General features: G+C 52.2%; 13 protein-coding genes. 8 read left to right on the forward strand and 5 right to left on the reverse strand.

Annotated features, from left to right (window positions below; translation table 11 throughout):
* Nucleotides 1-127 precede the first annotated feature (127 nt).
* From FH749_12920 to FH749_12935, 4 genes are all read right to left on the reverse strand, one after another.
* Nucleotides 128-943, reverse strand: a complete 816-nt coding sequence (locus FH749_12920) for an ABC transporter permease (protein MTI96355.1) — start codon at nucleotides 941-943, stop codon at nucleotides 128-130.
* Nucleotides 933-1,670 carry an ABC transporter ATP-binding protein gene (locus FH749_12925; protein ID MTI96356.1) on the reverse strand — a complete coding sequence of 246 codons (738 nt, stop codon included), beginning with the start codon at nucleotides 1,668-1,670 and terminating at the stop codon, nucleotides 933-935. The genes FH749_12920 and FH749_12925 overlap by 11 nt, the downstream gene beginning before the upstream one ends.
* A 63-nt stretch (nucleotides 1,671-1,733) precedes the next feature.
* Nucleotides 1,734-2,744, reverse strand: coding sequence for an ABC transporter substrate-binding protein (locus FH749_12930; GenBank protein MTI96357.1), 1,011 nt, complete (start codon nucleotides 2,742-2,744; stop codon nucleotides 1,734-1,736).
* Between the two features lie 113 nt (nucleotides 2,745-2,857).
* Complete coding sequence (locus FH749_12935) at nucleotides 2,858-4,483, reverse strand: M20/M25/M40 family metallo-hydrolase (GenBank protein MTI96358.1); 1,626 nt, start codon at nucleotides 4,481-4,483, stop codon at nucleotides 2,858-2,860.
* Between the two features lie 70 nt (nucleotides 4,484-4,553).
* On the opposite strand from FH749_12935, the gene FH749_12940 reads away from it, so the two are divergent.
* Entirely contained in the window at nucleotides 4,554-5,228 is a 675-nt protein-coding gene (locus FH749_12940) for an HD domain-containing protein (protein MTI96359.1), read from the forward strand.
* Here the strand turns inward: FH749_12940 and FH749_12945 are convergent.
* Nucleotides 5,222-5,659, reverse strand: a complete 438-nt coding sequence (locus FH749_12945) for a hypothetical protein (GenBank protein MTI96360.1) — start codon at nucleotides 5,657-5,659, stop codon at nucleotides 5,222-5,224. The two genes, FH749_12940 and FH749_12945, sit on opposite strands and share 7 nt — an antisense overlap.
* A 353-nt stretch (nucleotides 5,660-6,012) precedes the next feature.
* Between FH749_12945 and FH749_12950 the strand changes: the two genes are divergently transcribed.
* From FH749_12950 to FH749_12980, 7 genes are all read left to right on the forward strand, one after another.
* Nucleotides 6,013-9,114 (forward strand): isoleucine--tRNA ligase, encoded by a 3,102-nt coding sequence (locus tag FH749_12950; protein MTI96361.1) that lies wholly within the window; start codon nucleotides 6,013-6,015, stop codon nucleotides 9,112-9,114.
* Between the two features lie 358 nt (nucleotides 9,115-9,472).
* Nucleotides 9,473-10,231, forward strand: coding sequence for a biotin--[acetyl-CoA-carboxylase] ligase (locus FH749_12955; GenBank protein ID MTI96362.1), 759 nt, complete (start codon nucleotides 9,473-9,475; stop codon nucleotides 10,229-10,231).
* Nucleotides 10,232-10,413: 182 nt separating this feature from the next.
* Nucleotides 10,414-11,100, forward strand: coding sequence for a cell division ATP-binding protein FtsE (ftsE, locus tag FH749_12960; GenBank protein ID MTI96363.1), 687 nt, complete (start codon nucleotides 10,414-10,416; stop codon nucleotides 11,098-11,100).
* Nucleotides 11,090-11,992 (forward strand): ABC transporter permease, encoded by a 903-nt coding sequence (locus FH749_12965; GenBank protein ID MTI96364.1) that lies wholly within the window; start codon nucleotides 11,090-11,092, stop codon nucleotides 11,990-11,992. Before ftsE ends, FH749_12965 begins: the two co-directional genes overlap by 11 nt.
* A 121-nt stretch (nucleotides 11,993-12,113) precedes the next feature.
* Nucleotides 12,114-13,352: a hypothetical protein gene (locus FH749_12970; protein MTI96365.1), complete on the forward strand. Its 1,239-nt coding sequence runs from the start codon at nucleotides 12,114-12,116 to the stop codon at nucleotides 13,350-13,352.
* A 59-nt stretch (nucleotides 13,353-13,411) separates the two neighbouring features.
* Nucleotides 13,412-14,872 carry a PDZ domain-containing protein gene (locus FH749_12975; protein ID MTI96366.1) on the forward strand — a complete coding sequence of 487 codons (1,461 nt, stop codon included), beginning with the start codon at nucleotides 13,412-13,414 and terminating at the stop codon, nucleotides 14,870-14,872.
* A gap of 1 nt (nucleotide 14,873) precedes the next feature.
* A complete protein-coding gene (locus FH749_12980) occupies nucleotides 14,874-16,190 on the forward strand; it encodes a PDZ domain-containing protein (GenBank protein ID MTI96367.1) in 1,317 nt (438 codons plus the stop codon).
* Nucleotides 16,191-16,199 lie beyond the last annotated feature (9 nt).

The following is a 16,199-nucleotide window of genomic DNA, read 5'->3' on the forward strand; positions in this document are numbered from 1 at the left end:
CCCCTTCCCCTGTTTTGTTATGCCCAAAAACAGAGCACAACTGGGGAGATAAGCCTTAATCGTGGCAAAAAACAAGAGAAAAGAGCTATCGCCCTACGTTAATAATTAAACGTTTTGCGACAGCCCCTTATTGTTGCCATTTTATGAACAGCTTCTCCAGCAGAACTACGGCCTGGTACATGATGGCGGCAGCGATTGAGAGGATGATAACGCTGGTCATGACCAGGTTCAGCCGGAACACTTGCCCGCCGTAAACTATCAGATATCCAAGACCAGCTTTGGAGACCAGAAATTCGCCGACAATCACCCCTACCCAAGAGAGGCCAACGTTAATTTTTAATGCGGAAATGATTGTCGGAACGCTGGCGGGCAATATCACTTTCTGCAGGATCTGCAATTTACTGGCGCCAAAGGTCTTGACTAGTTTTATCCGCTCAGGATCTACCTGGGCAAAACCGGTGTATACACCGAGGATTGTTACAATCAGAGAAACCAACAATGCCATTGCAATAATCGCCGACATGCCGCTGCCGATCCAGACAATTAGAATTGGCCCCAGAGCAATCTTGGGCAGGCTGTTTAGGACCACCAGGTAGGGGTCCAGCACCTTGGCCAGGAAATCGGACCACCAGAGGATAATCGCAATCACCGTACCAAATATGGTACCTAAAGTGAAACCCACAACAGTTTCAAAGATGGTGACCCCTGTGTGGTAAAACAGCTGTCCCTCATTATATAAGTTAACCAGAGTTGTGACAATTCGCGATGGCTGACTGGTGATAAAGGGGTTGATTAAACCAATTCTGGCCGCCCCTTCCCAAATGAGTAGGAAGCAAATCAACAAGAGTATCTGACAGGCAATGATCTTCGCTTTGTTTCGTTTAACAGTTTTGAGATACGCCGCATGCTCTCTGGACACACCGTTGGCCGACTTACTGGACATCGATATCAAGCTCCTTCCAGATTGTATTGAAATAATCTCGGAACTCCGGAGCTTCTCTGCACTTCAGCGGAGTGCGGTCGGCGCAAGTAAGCACGATTGGGTGCACAGCTTTAACGGTTCCTGGCCTGCCGGAGAGAACGATTACCTTGTCTGCCATGCTGATTGCCTCCGCGATATCGTGGGTGACCAGGATCGCAGTCTTTCTTTCCCTGAGGATAATCCTCTTTACCTCATCGGAGACTATCAGCCGGGTTTGATAATCCAGGGCGGAGAATGCTTCGTCCAGCAGCAGAATTTCCGGGTTTATTGCCAAGGTGCGAATCAAGGCTGCCCGTTGACGCATGCCACCCGAGAGCTGGCTTGGGTATGAACTTCTAAATTCCCAGAGATCATATCTGGTCAGCAGTTCTTTGACATAGTTCCTGGCTTCATCAGTCAACTTGTTTTGCACTTCCAGGCCAATAGTAACGTTCTTCCAGATTGAGCGCCACTCAAACAGTTGGTCGGACTGGGGCATGTATCCGACGCTGGCATTGACTCCGCGGACTTGCTGACCACTAATCGATACCGTTCCCCGGGTTGGTTTGATTAACCCGGCAATGATATTCAACAAAGTGGATTTTCCACAGCCGCTGGGACCGACGATACTGATAAAGTCACCTTTGGATACTTCCAGGGAAACGTTGTTGAGGGCAGTAGTTTCCCCCTCCGGGCTGTGAAATTTCATGGCGACATCTTGCACTTGAACCAAGGGATTAGCTTTCAAGTAACTGCCCTCCTTTAGCAAAAGTTATTTGACTGCTTCCAGGGCCTGCTGGGCAAAATCGTTGGTCACCAATTCAGCGAATGGCGCCCGCTGCTCCAGTTCCCCGGCCAATTCCATTACATCCTGCAGACGATCAAAGGCGTGCTCCGGAAATACCGGTGTTGTCGTCCAGGCATCAATTTCTTTGTAACGGGCCGCCACCGTTGTCAGGATTTCCAGGTTGGCATCGGGGAAGGATGGTGCGATCGCCTCGGCGATAGCTTTCGGGGTATTGTTCTGAACCCAGATTTGGGCTCTGTAGATTGCGTTTGTGAAGCTTTGAATCACATCTTCGTTTTCCTCAATATAGCTCTTTAACGCAGAGAATGCGGTATAGGGGATTTCACCGCTTTCTGCGCCCACGGAAGCCACAACATAGCCCTCGCCTTCCTTTTCCAGTTCCGCTGCCACCGGTTCGAACAAAGTGACGAAATCACCTTCGCCTCCGGTAAAGGCGCCTCCCATCAGGGCAAATTGGATGTGGGTGAGCACCTCAACATCTTCGCCCGGAATAATGCCGTTGTTCTTCAGGACATACTCCAGGGTCATCAACGGCACACCACCGGGACGACCGCCGATAATCGATTTGCCAGTTACATCTGCCCAGGTGAAATCGGGCATCGGCTCCCGTGCCACAAGAAATGACCCATCCCGCTGGGTGAGCAGAGCGAAGTTGACGGCGTGGTTTTCCTGGCCCTGATTGTGAACGTAGATTGATGCTTCGGGCCCCATGAAACCAATGTCAGCTTGGCCTGATAAGAGGGCTGTCATCACATGGTCTGCCCCCTGACCGGTGGTTAACTCTACGTCAAGCCCCTCCTCTTCAAAAAAACCTTGGTTTAAGGCCACATACATCGGCGCATAAAACACAGAGTGGGTTACCTCATTGAGGCGGACTTTGGTAAGTTCATCCTCTTGAGAGCATCCAGCAAGCGCAGAGAATGCCACCAGCGAGACTGCAAGCAGCAACACAGCAAGCAATTTTCTTTTGGACATTGTTTAGCCTCCTGATTTGAAACTTCATTATCATAATATTGAGCTGGGCAAATTGTGTGCTTGCACTATCAATTTGACCAGGTGTCCTAACAAAAAAAGCAAGCTGTTTGGTGTCAGCTTGCCGTGGAATCTGAAGTTAATAAGCGTGTAATTACAAATTCCAGTAACGTTGGCGCCGTTGCCAGCGCAAAGGGCAGGTGGAGGCGTTCGCTTTGTTTGTGAAAGTCTCGGCCTCGGGGGCCTAGATTCAACACCGGTGCCGACAGTTTCTCTATGTCGGCGAAGGGCATCAGCCACTGGTCCCAGCCCGGACAATTATCGCTGAGGCTGGTGATTGTTTGTTCCGCTTGTTGCAGTCCGCAGAAACTCAGGTCGGAAATGCCTCGGTGATACTCTTCATGACGGAGTTCTATGGCGTGCTTACGGGCATAGGCTTGCAAATCTTCTACCACCGCCAACATTTTATGCTCCTTGTCGGTTTTGCGTTGATTGCGGACAGGGGGATAAAAGGGCGGAGCAAAGGCGACAATTATTTTAGGGCCGAAATCCGGGGCGAATTGATGAACAAAATTAAGTATTTCCAGCGAGTGCTGCTGGTCATCTAGTCCCGGGCATGGCGAAAACTTGGCCAGGGCATTGGTAAATTTTTGCCCGTGGGCATCCTTACATGCTGCCACCAATTGGGCATAGGTCATAACCCGGGTTGAAAATTCTGGCCCGGCAATATTCTCGCCACTCAGCCGGTTATACGCGCTCAGGGAGCGGGACAGTTTTTCCAGACAGTTTTCAAACGCTTGCCGGCATAGGGTTGTCAGTTTGTTAGTGATTGCTTCCGGTGTGGCCGCCAGGGTAAAGATATTAAAAAAGGCGTAGGAAGCCGTGGGTGTAGAGACATTATAGCCCGGTTTGAGGTCGCCGCATTTTAACACTGTCGGGGGCAGGGTGTGAAATCCGGCAACGCTGTCGCAAAAACCGGGGTTCAGTTCCAGCAGCCGAATCACTTCTGCCAACAGCAGATTGCTGTTCAGGCCCTGATAAAGTGCGCCGGCATGGGTCTCTTGACCGACACAGTAGATTAAGGGCAGCAGCTTGCCGTCGCTGCCAGTTTGAATGCTGTGATAACCTTCGTCACTGTCGCAGGGTTCAGAATTTATATACCCGACAAAATCCAAGCTATATTCTTGCTGCCAGCGGCGGAGTACGCCCACAGCATGGCGCATACCCAGGGAGTTATTCTCTTCATCAGGTACCGAAAGGAAAAGGACGTTGCCTGGGAGGTTCTCCGGGGTGGCAGTAAGCTTCTCCAGCATCGCTATTTGCAGAGCAATGCCATATTTCATGTCCATGACCCCGCGTCCAAACAGCCACTGTCCGGTATTCAAGTCCACTTGTGCCTGGGACGGCAAATTGCCGGGTTGTTGTGCAAAGGCTTGGGTCAGTTGCCGGGGATTAAAGGCAAGGGATTGGTTGAGCCGGTAATCTGCGGCATCGACCACATCGTGATGATTGAGGAGCACAACCGTCTTGCTCCCGCGACCCTGCAGTAGGGCGCTGACCACTGCCGGTTGTTCTCCGCTTTCGATGATGTCCAACTGCAGGAACGCGGGATGTCTGCGGAAATACTGGTTTTTCGCCAGAATTTCATGGATATGGCGGCCAATTTCTGCTTCGGCGGCGCTGGCGGAGATGCTGGGGAATTTGCTCAGATCATCTAACAACTGGTGGATTCGTTCTTTCATGTTTAAACCTCCCAGGTCTGGACAGACCGGCTATTTTGGTCTACCCTTTTAATGGATGAGGGGTGATTAGGTGAGTTATCAACAGCATGAGTCCCAAGTCCGGGATCATATTGAAGCCCGGTGTCGGGAGCATATGGACTATTTAAATGCAGGAAAAGAGAGAGCCCTGGTGTTTGATTATCGCTTGGAACATACCCGGACGGCGGTGGCAATCGCGGGAGTTTTGGCCTCCGCCGCGGCGGTAAATCCCGGCCTGGCGCGCATTGCCCTGTGGCTTCATGATATCGCAAAAATCTGGAATCCCCGGCTGAGTAAAGAGGACAATGAGGCAAGGTTTCAAAACCATGGGGTCCGGGGGGGCGACGAAGCGGCAGAATTTTTGTCTGGGCTCGGGCTGCCGACCGCCGACGTCTTGAATGTAAAACGCGCAATCAGCCTCCATGTCGGGCTGGTGCGGGATAAGCCGTTGACCGATGCTTTGGCGGCGGTTGTCTGGGATGCCGACAAATTAAGCAAGCTATCCCTGGCCGGAATCATGCATCACTTGGCGGTGCAGGTGGCCATGGGAGCACCTGAATGGAAAGGCATGGAGCACGCAGTTTTAAATACCCAAGACAGGGAATTGCGTCAGCAAATCCGGGATTCGCTCAATACGCCGGCTGCAAAAGCCTGGGCCGACAAAGAACTGGCTGTTGGCGACAAGGTGAGTGCAGAGATTGTCCGCACGTTGCGCGGGCGTCAATAGAGACGGTTTTGTCGTTCCAACGTTTTTTCCCGCAGTGCGCCGATTATTACTCCCATGGCAAGGCCGGTAAAAAAGCCGGGCACAAAATCGTGTAGGAACAAGAGACCGACGATGGTGCCAAGGAGTATGCCAATCCCGACCCAGTTGCTTTGGGGTTCGCCCTGGGGGTAAAGGCGGTGAGAGTCCCTAAGATGTGCCATTGTTGCAGTTAGCGCCTGCTTGTATTGGCGCCGGGTGCGCCGGTTCGGGTCTGAATCCACGGCCTCCAGGCGGGTGTCGATCTTCTCAAGCCAGTGTCCACAGTCGCTACATGACCTCAGCTCCGGCAGGGAGAGGATTCGGCTCAATAAGTTGAGTTTTAATAAGTCCGCATCCCGGGAGGCGAGGGTTGCTTGCAATTTCTCAACCCGCTTGCGCAATTTTTCGGACATATTTACCACCTCGCTGGACAAATTATATCATAACACCCGCGAACCCTTGACTTTTTACTGGTTTCGGGGCTACAATAAGTAATAATCAGATTAAAATGTGATGGCTGAGAAGGGGACAGTAACAGGGAACCGGCTTTTTCAGAGACATAATCCATGGCTGCAAGATTATGACTGCCCTCCCATGTGAAGATCACCCTGGAGCTGATTGCCTGAATTCAGTAGGGCAATCCGCAGACATGCGTTAAATGTTTTGAGTGACGGATGATTAGATTCGTAACTAGGGTGGTACCGCGGTAACAACCGTCCCTGGGCAAATGCCCGGGTTTTTTTATTTTAGCAAAGAAGGTGATTGTATGAAAAGGTTTAAAGAATTATCTGCGCAACCGGTGGCCCGGCGGGAAGATAAAATTTCAACCCATTGGGACGAGATTGACCTGTTGAACAAATCCGTGGAGAGCCGCAGGGATAAGCCTGCATTTGTTTTTTATGAAGGCCCCCCTACAGCTAACGGCCGGCCTGGCATCCATCATGTCATCTCCCGGACCCTCAAGGACTCAGTTTGTCGGTATAAAACTATGACCGGGCATATGGTCCGGCGCAAGGCGGGTTGGGACACCCATGGCCTGCCGGTGGAAATCGAAGTCGAAAAGCAATTGTCTTTGTCCGGCAAGCAGGATATCGAAGAATACGGCCTCGCAGATTTTAACCAAAAATGCCGGCAGTCAGTTTTTACCTATGAGGAACAATGGCGCGATATGACCCGTCGCATGGGGTATTTGCTTGATTTAGAGGATCCATATATCACCTTGAACAATGATTATATCGAGTCTGTGTGGTGGATCCTCGATAAATTTAACAAAGAGGGCTTGATCTATGAGGGCCATAAAGTGCTGCCCTACTGTCCGCGGTGCGGAACCGGACTGGCATCCCACGAGGTTGCCCAGGGTTACAAAGAGATCAAGTCCAACACGGTAATCGTGCCCTTTAAGCGTCGGGATAGGGAGAATGAATATTTTCTTGTCTGGACCACCACCCCCTGGACGCTGGCTGCCAACGTGGCGTTGGCTGTCCACCCGGAGGTCACCTATGTTCGGGCTGAGCAGGGAGGCAATGTTTACATTGTCGCCCGGGAACTCGCCCGGCAGGTGTTGGGCGAAGAATTTGAAATCCTCGAAGAACTGCCTGGCCAGCAGTTGGAACTTGTCGAATACGAACAACTAATGCCCTTTGTTAAAACTGGGGAAAAGGCGTTCTTTGTGACAGTCGCCGATTTCGTCACCACTGGTGACGGCACCGGTATTGTTCACCTGGCCCCGGCCTTTGGCGAAGATGATTATCAGGTGGGACGCCGCTACAATCTCCCGGTTTTGAACCCGGTTGATGAGACCGGCAAATACAGCATTACTCCCTGGGCGGGACAGTTTGTTGTTGATGCCGATGTGGACATCATCAAATGGCTGCACGGCGAAGGCAAGCTCTACCACAAGCAAAAAATGGAGCATAATTACCCCCATTGTTGGCGCTGCACTACCCCGCTTTTGTACTACGCCAAGCCCGGCTGGTATATCGAGATGACCAAGCTCAAGGAGCAATTGCTTGCAAATAACAAGAGCGTGGAATGGTATCCCGATTATGTAGGAGAAAAACGCTTTGGTCATTGGTTGGAGAATCTCAACGATTGGGCCTTGTCCCGGACGCGTTATTGGGGAACGCCGCTGAATATCTGGCGTTGTCAGTGTGGACACACAACCTCTGTCGGTTCCCGGCCGGAATTAATTGAAATGGCGGTCGAAGATATCGACGAAACAATAGAGCTGCACCGTCCCCACGTGGACGATATCCATCTGCGCTGCGAAAAATGCCAGGGCGTAATGACCCGGGTGCCGGAGGTAATCGATTGTTGGTTTGACTCCGGATCCATGCCCTTTGCCCAGTACCACTGGCCGTTTGAGAATGAGGAACGGTTTGAGGAACAGTTCCCGGCGGACTTTATCTGCGAAGGTATTGATCAGACCCGGGGCTGGTTTTACTCGCTACTGGCAATCGCGACTTTCGTCAAAGGTGTCTCCCCGTATAAGCGGGTGTTGGTCAACGATCACATTCTTGATAAAGACGGCAAGAAAATGTCCAAATCCCGGGGCAATACGGTTGATCCCTTTGAGCTTTTCGAGCAGTATGGCGCTGACGCCCTGCGTTGGTATTTGCTGCATGTCTCGCCGGCTTGGACTCCGACCCGGTTTGATGTCGATGGTTTGAAAGAGGTCCAGAGCAAATTCTTTGGCACTTTACGCAATGTCTATGCATTTTTTGCCCTCTACGCCAATACCGACGGTGTTAATCCGACGGAGTTCTTTGTTCCCTATACGGACCGGCCGGAGCTTGATCGTTGGGTGCTTTCAAAGTTCAACAGCGTCGCCGGCGAGGTGACTAAAGCCATGGATAATTACGACCTGACCCGGGCAGTGCGCCGGATTCAGGAATTTGTCGATGCCGACTTGTCCAACTGGTATATCCGCCGCGCTCGTCGTCGCTTCTGGGCCTCGGAACTGGATGTCGACAAGCAATCGGTTTACAACACTACCTATGAAGTTTTGGTGGGGGTAAGCCGACTGATGGCGCCGTTTGCGCCCTTCCTTGCTGAAGAACTGCATACAAAGCTGACCGGCGCCCAATCTGTGCATTTGGCCGATTATCCCAGCGTCAATTCGGATTTGCTGGATCCGGATGTGGAGAAGCGGATGGACTTGGCTCGGGATTTGGTTGGGTTGGGCCGGGCAGCCCGGGAGCAGGCACGGATCAAAGTCCGGCAGCCGCTGCAAAAGATTCTGGTGGATGGCAAATATCAGGAGCTGCTCACTGGATTGGTGCCGTTGATTATGGAAGAACTTAATCTCAAGACGGTGGAATTTGTGGCTGACCTCAGTGCATATATGGATTTCCGCCTAAAGCCCAACTTCCGGGCAGCGGGGCCGGCCCTGGGCCCTAAGGTTAAACAATTTGGCAGGGCGCTGGCTCAACTGGATGCCGCTGAAACCGCCGGTCGTCTGGAAGCCGGTGAAACGGTGACGGTGGAATTAGACGGGGAACCCACCCCAATCAATCGTGAGCTGGTTGAAGCTACCATTATCGCCCGGGAAGGGTTTACCGTCACAATGGAAGACAATTTGTTTGTCATTCTCGACACAACCCTCACCCAGGAGCTGGTGGATGAGGGGCTGGCCCGGGAGTTCGTGTCCAAAGTGCAACAACTCCGTAAGCGCATGGACTATCAGGTCACCGACAACATCCGCATCCGTTTCCAGGGCGATGACGAAGTGGCCGCTGCCGTAGCTAACTTCGCCGACTATATCAAGCAGGAGACACTGGCTGTTGCCATCGAGCGCGTCGATGACCCCGACCTGGAGCAGCAGAACATCAATGATCATCTGACTGGTATCGCCACCGAAAAAGTATAAACAGACACGTGCCCGGTGGCTGAAGGATGGTTTTTATGCCCGGTTGCTGCAGGGGGCAGGTGTGCGTATACTGTGGTAGCGGCGGATGAAAGGGGTGACGCTTCTGGTTTACTCCCGGGCAGCGAAACGAGTTCTGAGGTATCCCTCCAATCCTTATTCAGAGCATGTGCCTGTGAATATTCCCAAAGGCCTCCTGCCCAGGGGTTGAGGGAAAAATTGCGTTCCGGCGGAACGCAAGGCGGCGTCCATTCCGGCGCGGGACAACAGACGAAAGCGGGACCGTTAGTGGTTCCGCTTTTATTTCTTATGGTTTTAGGTTACTATAGATTGAGCAGAGTTGTTTAGGGATGTGGGTTGTATGAGCATTATTGATGATGTACGCGCTGCCGGTGACTTGCTGCCACCGGGGTTCCAGATGCGTTTTTTTGAGCAACTGGACTCCACTAACAATGCCGCCCTGGACGGGGACTGGCCGGAATTCACGGTGCTGGCGGCCGACAGTCAACGCAGCGGGCGGGGCCGGTTGGGGCGTAGTTGGACATCGATCCCCGGCCGGAACCTCTATGTCAGCATCGTTCTCTTCCCCCAACGGCAAACGCTGGAGTGGGGTAGTTTGTCACTTGTCACCGGTGTAGCGGTGGCCAAGGCGCTGGCGGGGCTGGGGTTTTCTCCCCGTTTAAAATGGCCTAATGATGTCTTGCTGGCAGGTAAAAAGGTCGCCGGTGTGCTCTGTGAAGCGCGCAATGCCAAGCTGGTCGCGGGCATCGGCCTCAATGTCAATCAGGTTGAGTTTGCCGACGATCTTAGGCATCGGGCAACTTCGCTGCGAGAGCAACGGGGGAGGGGTTTGAGCCGCAGCATGGTGCTGGCTGCAGTGATGAATAGTTTTGCCGGATGTTATAGATTATGGCAGAGCGCCGGGTTTTTTGCTCTAGCCAGCCAGTGGTCCGAATTAGATCTGCTGGCTGGAGAATTTGTCCGGGTGGCCTTCGGTGCCAAAGTTGTCCAGGGCCGGGCACGGGGTATTGATGAACAGGGGCAGTTGCTGGTGGTGGACACTGCTGGAAAAATCCGGGCGTTGAATAGCGGCGAAGTAAGTATCGAATATGGGTACTGAACCATAAATTGGCGGAAATAAGACGCTGAAAGGGCTTGTCCCGACAGCGTTTTTCTTTTTATAATAAATAAGCAAGATTTTTGCGGTTTTTTGTAGAGAATCGAATTATTTTGAAGGATTGTTAACAAATCTTGTCGAATTATTGCATGCCGAGCATTTTCCGGGAAGGGACTGAAAACCACTTGATCTCGTTTATAAATGTAAACTATTCGTACCCCAATGGCACCAATGCTTTGTCCAATGTCAGTTTCCATATCGATAAAGGTGAATTTGTGTTTCTCGTCGGCCCCAGCGGCGCCGGCAAATCATCTATTCTCAAACTGATCTTTCGGGAAATTGTTACAGGCTCAGGCCAGGTTATTGTCCACGAGCAAAACCTGGGCAGGATGAAGCGCCGGCACGTTCCTTATTTACGCAGGAAAACCGGCGTTGTCTATCAGGATTTCCGGCTGCTGCCGGAGAAAACGGCGGCGGAAAATGTCGCCTTTGCCCTGGAGGTTATCGAAACTCCTGGCAAACAAATTCGTCGTATGGTAAACCAGGCTCTAGATATCGTCGGTTTGTCGGGAAAAGCGAATCGGTTCCCCCAGCAATTATCCGGCGGTGAGCAACAGCGGGTGGCCCTGGCCAGGGCAATTGTCAACAACCCGCCGTTATTGGTCTGCGACGAACCAACCGGAAACCTTGACCCTACCACATCCTGGAACATCATTCAATTGCTTAACGAAATTAATATGCAAGGTACCACTCTGTTAATAGCCACCCATGACCGAGATGTAGTTGACAAAATGAACAGGCGGGTATTGGAAATGAAGGACGGCGTCCTGGTCCGCGATGTTAACAGAGGGGTGTATGTAAATGAAGCTTAGAAACGTGTCCCATTTCTTCCGTGAGGCGGGAGTGGGTATTTGGCGCAATGGCTGGATGAGTTTTGCCTCGATTGTTGTTGTTGTCCTTACGTTGTTAATTATGGGTTCGTTTACGATTATCAATCTCAACATTCAGGCCATCACCGATGAAATTAAAAGCCAGGTTGAGATCATTGCTTATCTGGAAGAAGAGACTGAGGAAGAGCCGGAAGCGGTGGATGAGTTGCGCTCCCAACTAACGGCCCTTAACGGCGTGCAGCAGGTGTCTTACGTCACCAAGGACGAGGCCTTGGACCGACTGCGGGAACGCTTGGGCGACCGGGCCGGCATAACCGATGGTCTGGAGCGTAATCCCCTGCCTTCCAGTTTTGAGGTTCGTCCCCATGATCCCGAGCAGACAGCACAATTGGCGGCGTCAATTGCCGCTCTCCCGGGAGTGGAAAGTGTTGACTTCGGACAGGAAATTGTCGATCAATTGCTGGCATTTACCGATGGAGTGCAAATGTTTGGCTATGCTATCATAGCATTCCTGGGTGTAATATCGCTGTTCCTGATTGCCAACACCATTAAACTCACCGTCTACTCCCGTCGGCGTCAGATTAATATCATGAAGTTTGTCGGCGCTACCGATTGGTTCATCCGGTGGCCATTTATTCTCGAAGGTGTGTTCCTTGGGTTTTTGGGGGCGCTGATTACGTACTTGATTCTGTTTTACGGGTACAGCGTGCTTTACCAGAATGCCAGCGCCTGGATGTACCATAATTTCATGTCAGTGCGGATGGTGGTGCCGGAGGTGGCAAGCAGGGAACTGCTGAGGATATTATTTGCCATGGGTGCCGGGATTGGCGCTGTGGGCAGCGGCATTTCGGTGCGCAGGTTCCTCAAGGTCTAAATTCGGGGGGTGAGGTGATAGGTTAACATGGGCAATTAGGGTGATAAAAACGGGCTTCCGGGATGCCTGGGGGCGTCCCGGCGGCCTACAGTTATAAGAGAAGCATTTGGGAGGAGGGGACTTGAAAGTGACTCGTAATAGATGGAAGTTATACACAGTATTGATGTTGGTTGTAACCTTAGTTATCGGCATGGCATTGCCGGCTTTCGCCAGTCTAGACGATGCCCGGGATGAATTGGATGAGATTCGCCGGGAGCGGGAGCAGATGGAAGCGGAAATGGAAGCAGCTCAATCAGAACTGGAACGGCTGGTCAATCGTCTAGAGCGGTTGGAGTCTGATTTGGTCAGCGCGCAACAGACTCTAGTCCGCCTCAACAGGGAAATCAGTGAAGCGGAAGATCTGATTGCCCGCCAGGCAAAAAAGATTGAAGAAACCATCAAGGAGATAGAGGAAACAGAAACATATCTGGAAGAGCAGACCGAATACCTCGAAGCGCGTCTGCAATCAATGTATAAAAACGGCACCGTAAGTTATCTCGAGGTTCTGTTCTCTGCCACCAGTTTTACCGACTTCTTGTCCCGGTTTGGATTTTTACGTTCGCTGATTGAATCAGATGTGGAGTTGGTGGAAGCAATCGAGGCTGCCCGGGATAAGTTGGAAGAGGACAAGGCGTTTCTGGAAGCGGAACTAGAGCGTCAAGAAGAGCGTCGGGATCAGCTTGCTGAGGACCGGGTCAAGGCTGAACAGGAGCAGGTTCGTATTTCCGATATGATTAGTGAGCAACAACGTTTACGGGATGCGGCCCAGGCCCAGATGAGCGAAACCGAGGAATATATCCGCGGTCTCGAGCAAGATGAGAAGCATATGGAGGACTTGATTCGCCGAATGGAGGAGGAAGGTAGGTTTAACGAGGGCGAAGCTCCTTCCCAGCTGTTCTGGCCGGTGGTTCTCCAGGACACAGGTTCGAAGGTTTACTTCATTATCAGCGGCTGGCGGACACCGTCCCGTCCCAATCACAATGGTATCGATATCGCCCCGCCCCACTTCAATAGTATTGGCCATCGCAATTACGGCGGAAGCAATCCGGCCATTGCAGTCGCCTCTGCCAGCGGCACGATTCTGGAAGCGGGCTGGAATAATTCCTATGGCTGGTATGCGATTATCGACCATGGCGGCGGTTGGTGGACCAGATATGCCCATTTGCATCTAAAACCGGACTATAGTGTGGGCGATTTTATTGCCGCCGGTCAAATGGTGGGCTACATCGGCAGCACCGGAAACAGTACCGGACCGCATTTGCACTATGAGGTTTATATCAACGGCACGCGTGTTAACCCAGAACCGTTGTTGACGCGGTAATAGTTGCTGCGTTTTGGAATATACTTTAGATAGCGTTTTACAGGCCATCTCTAATCAAGATGGCCTCTGTTTTAGGAAGGCAGGTGTGTTTGTACATGAATAAACAACGTATTTATAAGGTGCTGGCTGTGATTTTGGTGGTTGGCCTATTGGCCTCCGGCAGTGTGCTGGGTTTTGTGTTTGGATATTCCCGGGGCATCAACAGTCAACAGGCAATGTGGCGAAGCGGTGAATGGGGAAAACTGAACGATGCGCTCTACCATATCGAAAACTTCTACATCAACGAGAGCGATCGGGAGCAGCTTCTGGAGGGCGCATTGCGGGGGCTGGTTGACAGCCTCGAAGACCCCTATAGTTCTTACTTGAACGCGGAAGAAATGGAGGAAATGGAAATCTCCTCCGGAGGCAGTTATTCCGGCATCGGAGTGGAAGTGACCATGGAAGACAACCGCATCACCATCCTCGCTCCCTTCCGTGGCTCTCCGGCAGAAGATGCGGGGTTGATGCCCGGCGACAAAATCGTCGAGGTGGATGGCCGTAATCTGGAGGGAATGAATCTTGACGACGCCATCAAATATATCCGCGGTGAGGCGGGGACCGAGTTGACCCTGGGGATTATCCGGGAAGGCCGCGCCAATATCTTTCACGTTACCCTGACCCGGGCGGAGATTCACCGCAGTTCAGTGGAGTATCAGATGCTCACCAACGATATTGGATATTTGAACTTGACCCGTTTTGCCGACGGCTCCACCGAAGAGTTTGCCCAGGCAGTTACCGATCTGCGGAGTCAGGGGATGGATGGATTAATTTTAGATCTCAGGGGCAATCCCGGCGGTTATCTGGATGTGGCAATCAACATCGCTCGCCAGGTTGTGCCTGAGGGCTTGATAGTCTATACCAAAGACCGTGATGGTGAGCGAACCAGCGAGTTTCGCTCCAATCTTAGGGAACGGGGCTACCCCATGGTTTTGCTGGTCGATGAGTTAAGCGCCAGTGCCTCGGAGATTCTTGCCGGCGCCCTTAAGGATTCTGACGGGGCTGTGTTGGTGGGTGCAAACACGTATGGCAAGGGGACGATTCAACGCTATTACGAGCTGGGTGACGGATCAGTTGTCAAGCTAACTATGTCTAGGTTCTATACCCCCAACGGGTTGCGGATTGACGGAAATGGGGTCGCTCCCGATTACGAGGTGGAACTGGAAGCAGCCGCCCGGTTGCCCCACTTGCCGTTCTTGGGCACGATTGAACCCGGCGACGATAAATTAAATGTGGTGCAGTTACAAATGATGTTGGAGGCTTTGGATTACTATCAAGGTGAGGCCACTGGCTACTATGATGAAGCGACTGTTGCCGCCGTACGGGCGTTTCAGAATGCCAACAATCTGTCGGCCAGCGGTCTTGTCGACCGCCAGACTACCGAGCGACTGAACCAGCGATGGGAAACGTACTCCAGGGATGCAGATACTCAGTTGGCTAAGGCCCGCGAACTGATTCAGGATTTGATCAGGCAGGAGAACTGAGATGCCGCCACTCTGGGAGTTGTTTGAGTTAGTTGTCCAGAGCTATGTTTACGCTATATTGGGGGTCGGCATGGGAACTTTGTTTCCATTCCTGTTGATGATAGTGCTGACAATTGTTTTCATGCAGCATAACCGTCAGGCCCAGCTGGAGACTCAGCTCTTTGGTATGCCCTTCTCCCGGCCGCTGCGCCAGACCTTGGTCTCACTGGGATATGGCTTGATTGGCGGTCTGTTGGCCAGCATGCTGATGGTCAGCTTGGGGATTGCCTTGTCTGAATCCACCGGCATTCAATATGTTTGGCCGGTTGTGATTTTGCTGATGATGATCCGCCCCCGGTTCATGTGCTTTGCCTATGGAGGTGGGATTGTCGGGGTCTTGAGTCTGCTGCTCAAAGGCCTGGCCGAATTGGTGCCGACAGTGGCGAGTTTTCCGCTGGCTGCCGGGCTGATGGCCGTAGATTTGCCTTCATTAATGGCCTTGGTAGCACTGCTACACCTCACCGAAAGCTTCCTGATTTTTGTCAGCGGTCATATCAATGCCAGCCCGATTATTATGGAGTCACCCCGGGGTGAGGTTGTCGGTGGCTTTATGCTTCAGCGTTTCTGGCCGCTGCCGTTGGCGGCGTTATTGGCCATGTCCGTCAGTCCGGAGCTAATTAGCGGCGACAGTATTGCCATGCCCGACTGGTGGCCGCTGCTCCAGCCGGGAGTTACGCCCGAGCCGGGAAGTGAGCTTTTGTTGACGGTGTTGCCGATTGTTGCTGCCCTGGGGTACTCGGATATTGCAGTTGCCCATAGTCCCAAAGAGAAAAGCAGGATTTCTGCCCGCAACTTGTTGCTGTACAGCATTGTTTTGCTGGGGCTAGCTTTGATTGCTGGCCATTGGCGGTTTCTGCAATTGCTGCCGGTATTGTTCGCGCCCCTAGGGCACGAATATCTGATTCAGGTGGGGAACAGCCGCGAGTGGGCCAAACAACCCCGCTACCGGGGCAGGGCCCGGGGGGTCACCCTGTTGACGGTTTTACCGGGTTCGCCAGCCGCAGACAAGGGACTGAATACTGGATGGGTAGTTTTAAATGTCAATGGTTATGATGTAAACACCCGCCGGGAATTGGAAACAGCGCTGCAGTCTTTTCCCGGGCTTGCAGATTTGGAAATGGTTTCGCCGGAAGGGGAACACAAGCAGGTGCAGGTTCATCAGCGTTCTGGTCGTCTGGGACTGGTGCCGATGCCTGATCCCGATGAACAGGGAACTTTTCTTAAACTACAAAGCAAAGGCTTTTTATCCCGCAAATGGGAGCAATGGCGAAAACGATAATTATGTAAA

This window comes from Bacillota bacterium (assembly GCA_009711825.1).
In the GTDB taxonomy this organism is placed as follows: Bacteria; Bacillota; Proteinivoracia; order UBA4975; family VEMY01; genus VEMY01.

Coding starts and splice junctions, on each gene's coding strand:
- FH749_12965 (MTI96364.1), top strand. CDS start 11,090: ATGAAGCTTAGAAACGTGTCCCATTTCTTCCGTGAGGCGGGAGTGGGT.
- FH749_12935 (MTI96358.1), bottom strand. CDS start 4,483: ATGAAAGAACGAATCCACCAGTTGTTAGATGATCTGAGCAAATTCCCC.
- FH749_12980 (MTI96367.1), top strand. CDS start 14,874: ATGCCGCCACTCTGGGAGTTGTTTGAGTTAGTTGTCCAGAGCTATGTT.
- FH749_12930 (MTI96357.1), bottom strand. CDS start 2,744: ATGTCCAAAAGAAAATTGCTTGCTGTGTTGCTGCTTGCAGTCTCGCTG.
- FH749_12950 (MTI96361.1), top strand. CDS start 6,013: ATGAAAAGGTTTAAAGAATTATCTGCGCAACCGGTGGCCCGGCGGGAA.
- FH749_12925 (MTI96356.1), bottom strand. CDS start 1,670: ATGAAATTTCACAGCCCGGAGGGGGAAACTACTGCCCTCAACAACGTT.
- FH749_12920 (MTI96355.1), bottom strand. CDS start 943: ATGTCCAGTAAGTCGGCCAACGGTGTGTCCAGAGAGCATGCGGCGTAT.
- FH749_12955 (MTI96362.1), top strand. CDS start 9,473: ATGAGCATTATTGATGATGTACGCGCTGCCGGTGACTTGCTGCCACCG.
- FH749_12975 (MTI96366.1), top strand. CDS start 13,412: ATGGCCTCTGTTTTAGGAAGGCAGGTGTGTTTGTACATGAATAAACAA.
- FH749_12945 (MTI96360.1), bottom strand. CDS start 5,659: ATGTCCGAAAAATTGCGCAAGCGGGTTGAGAAATTGCAAGCAACCCTC.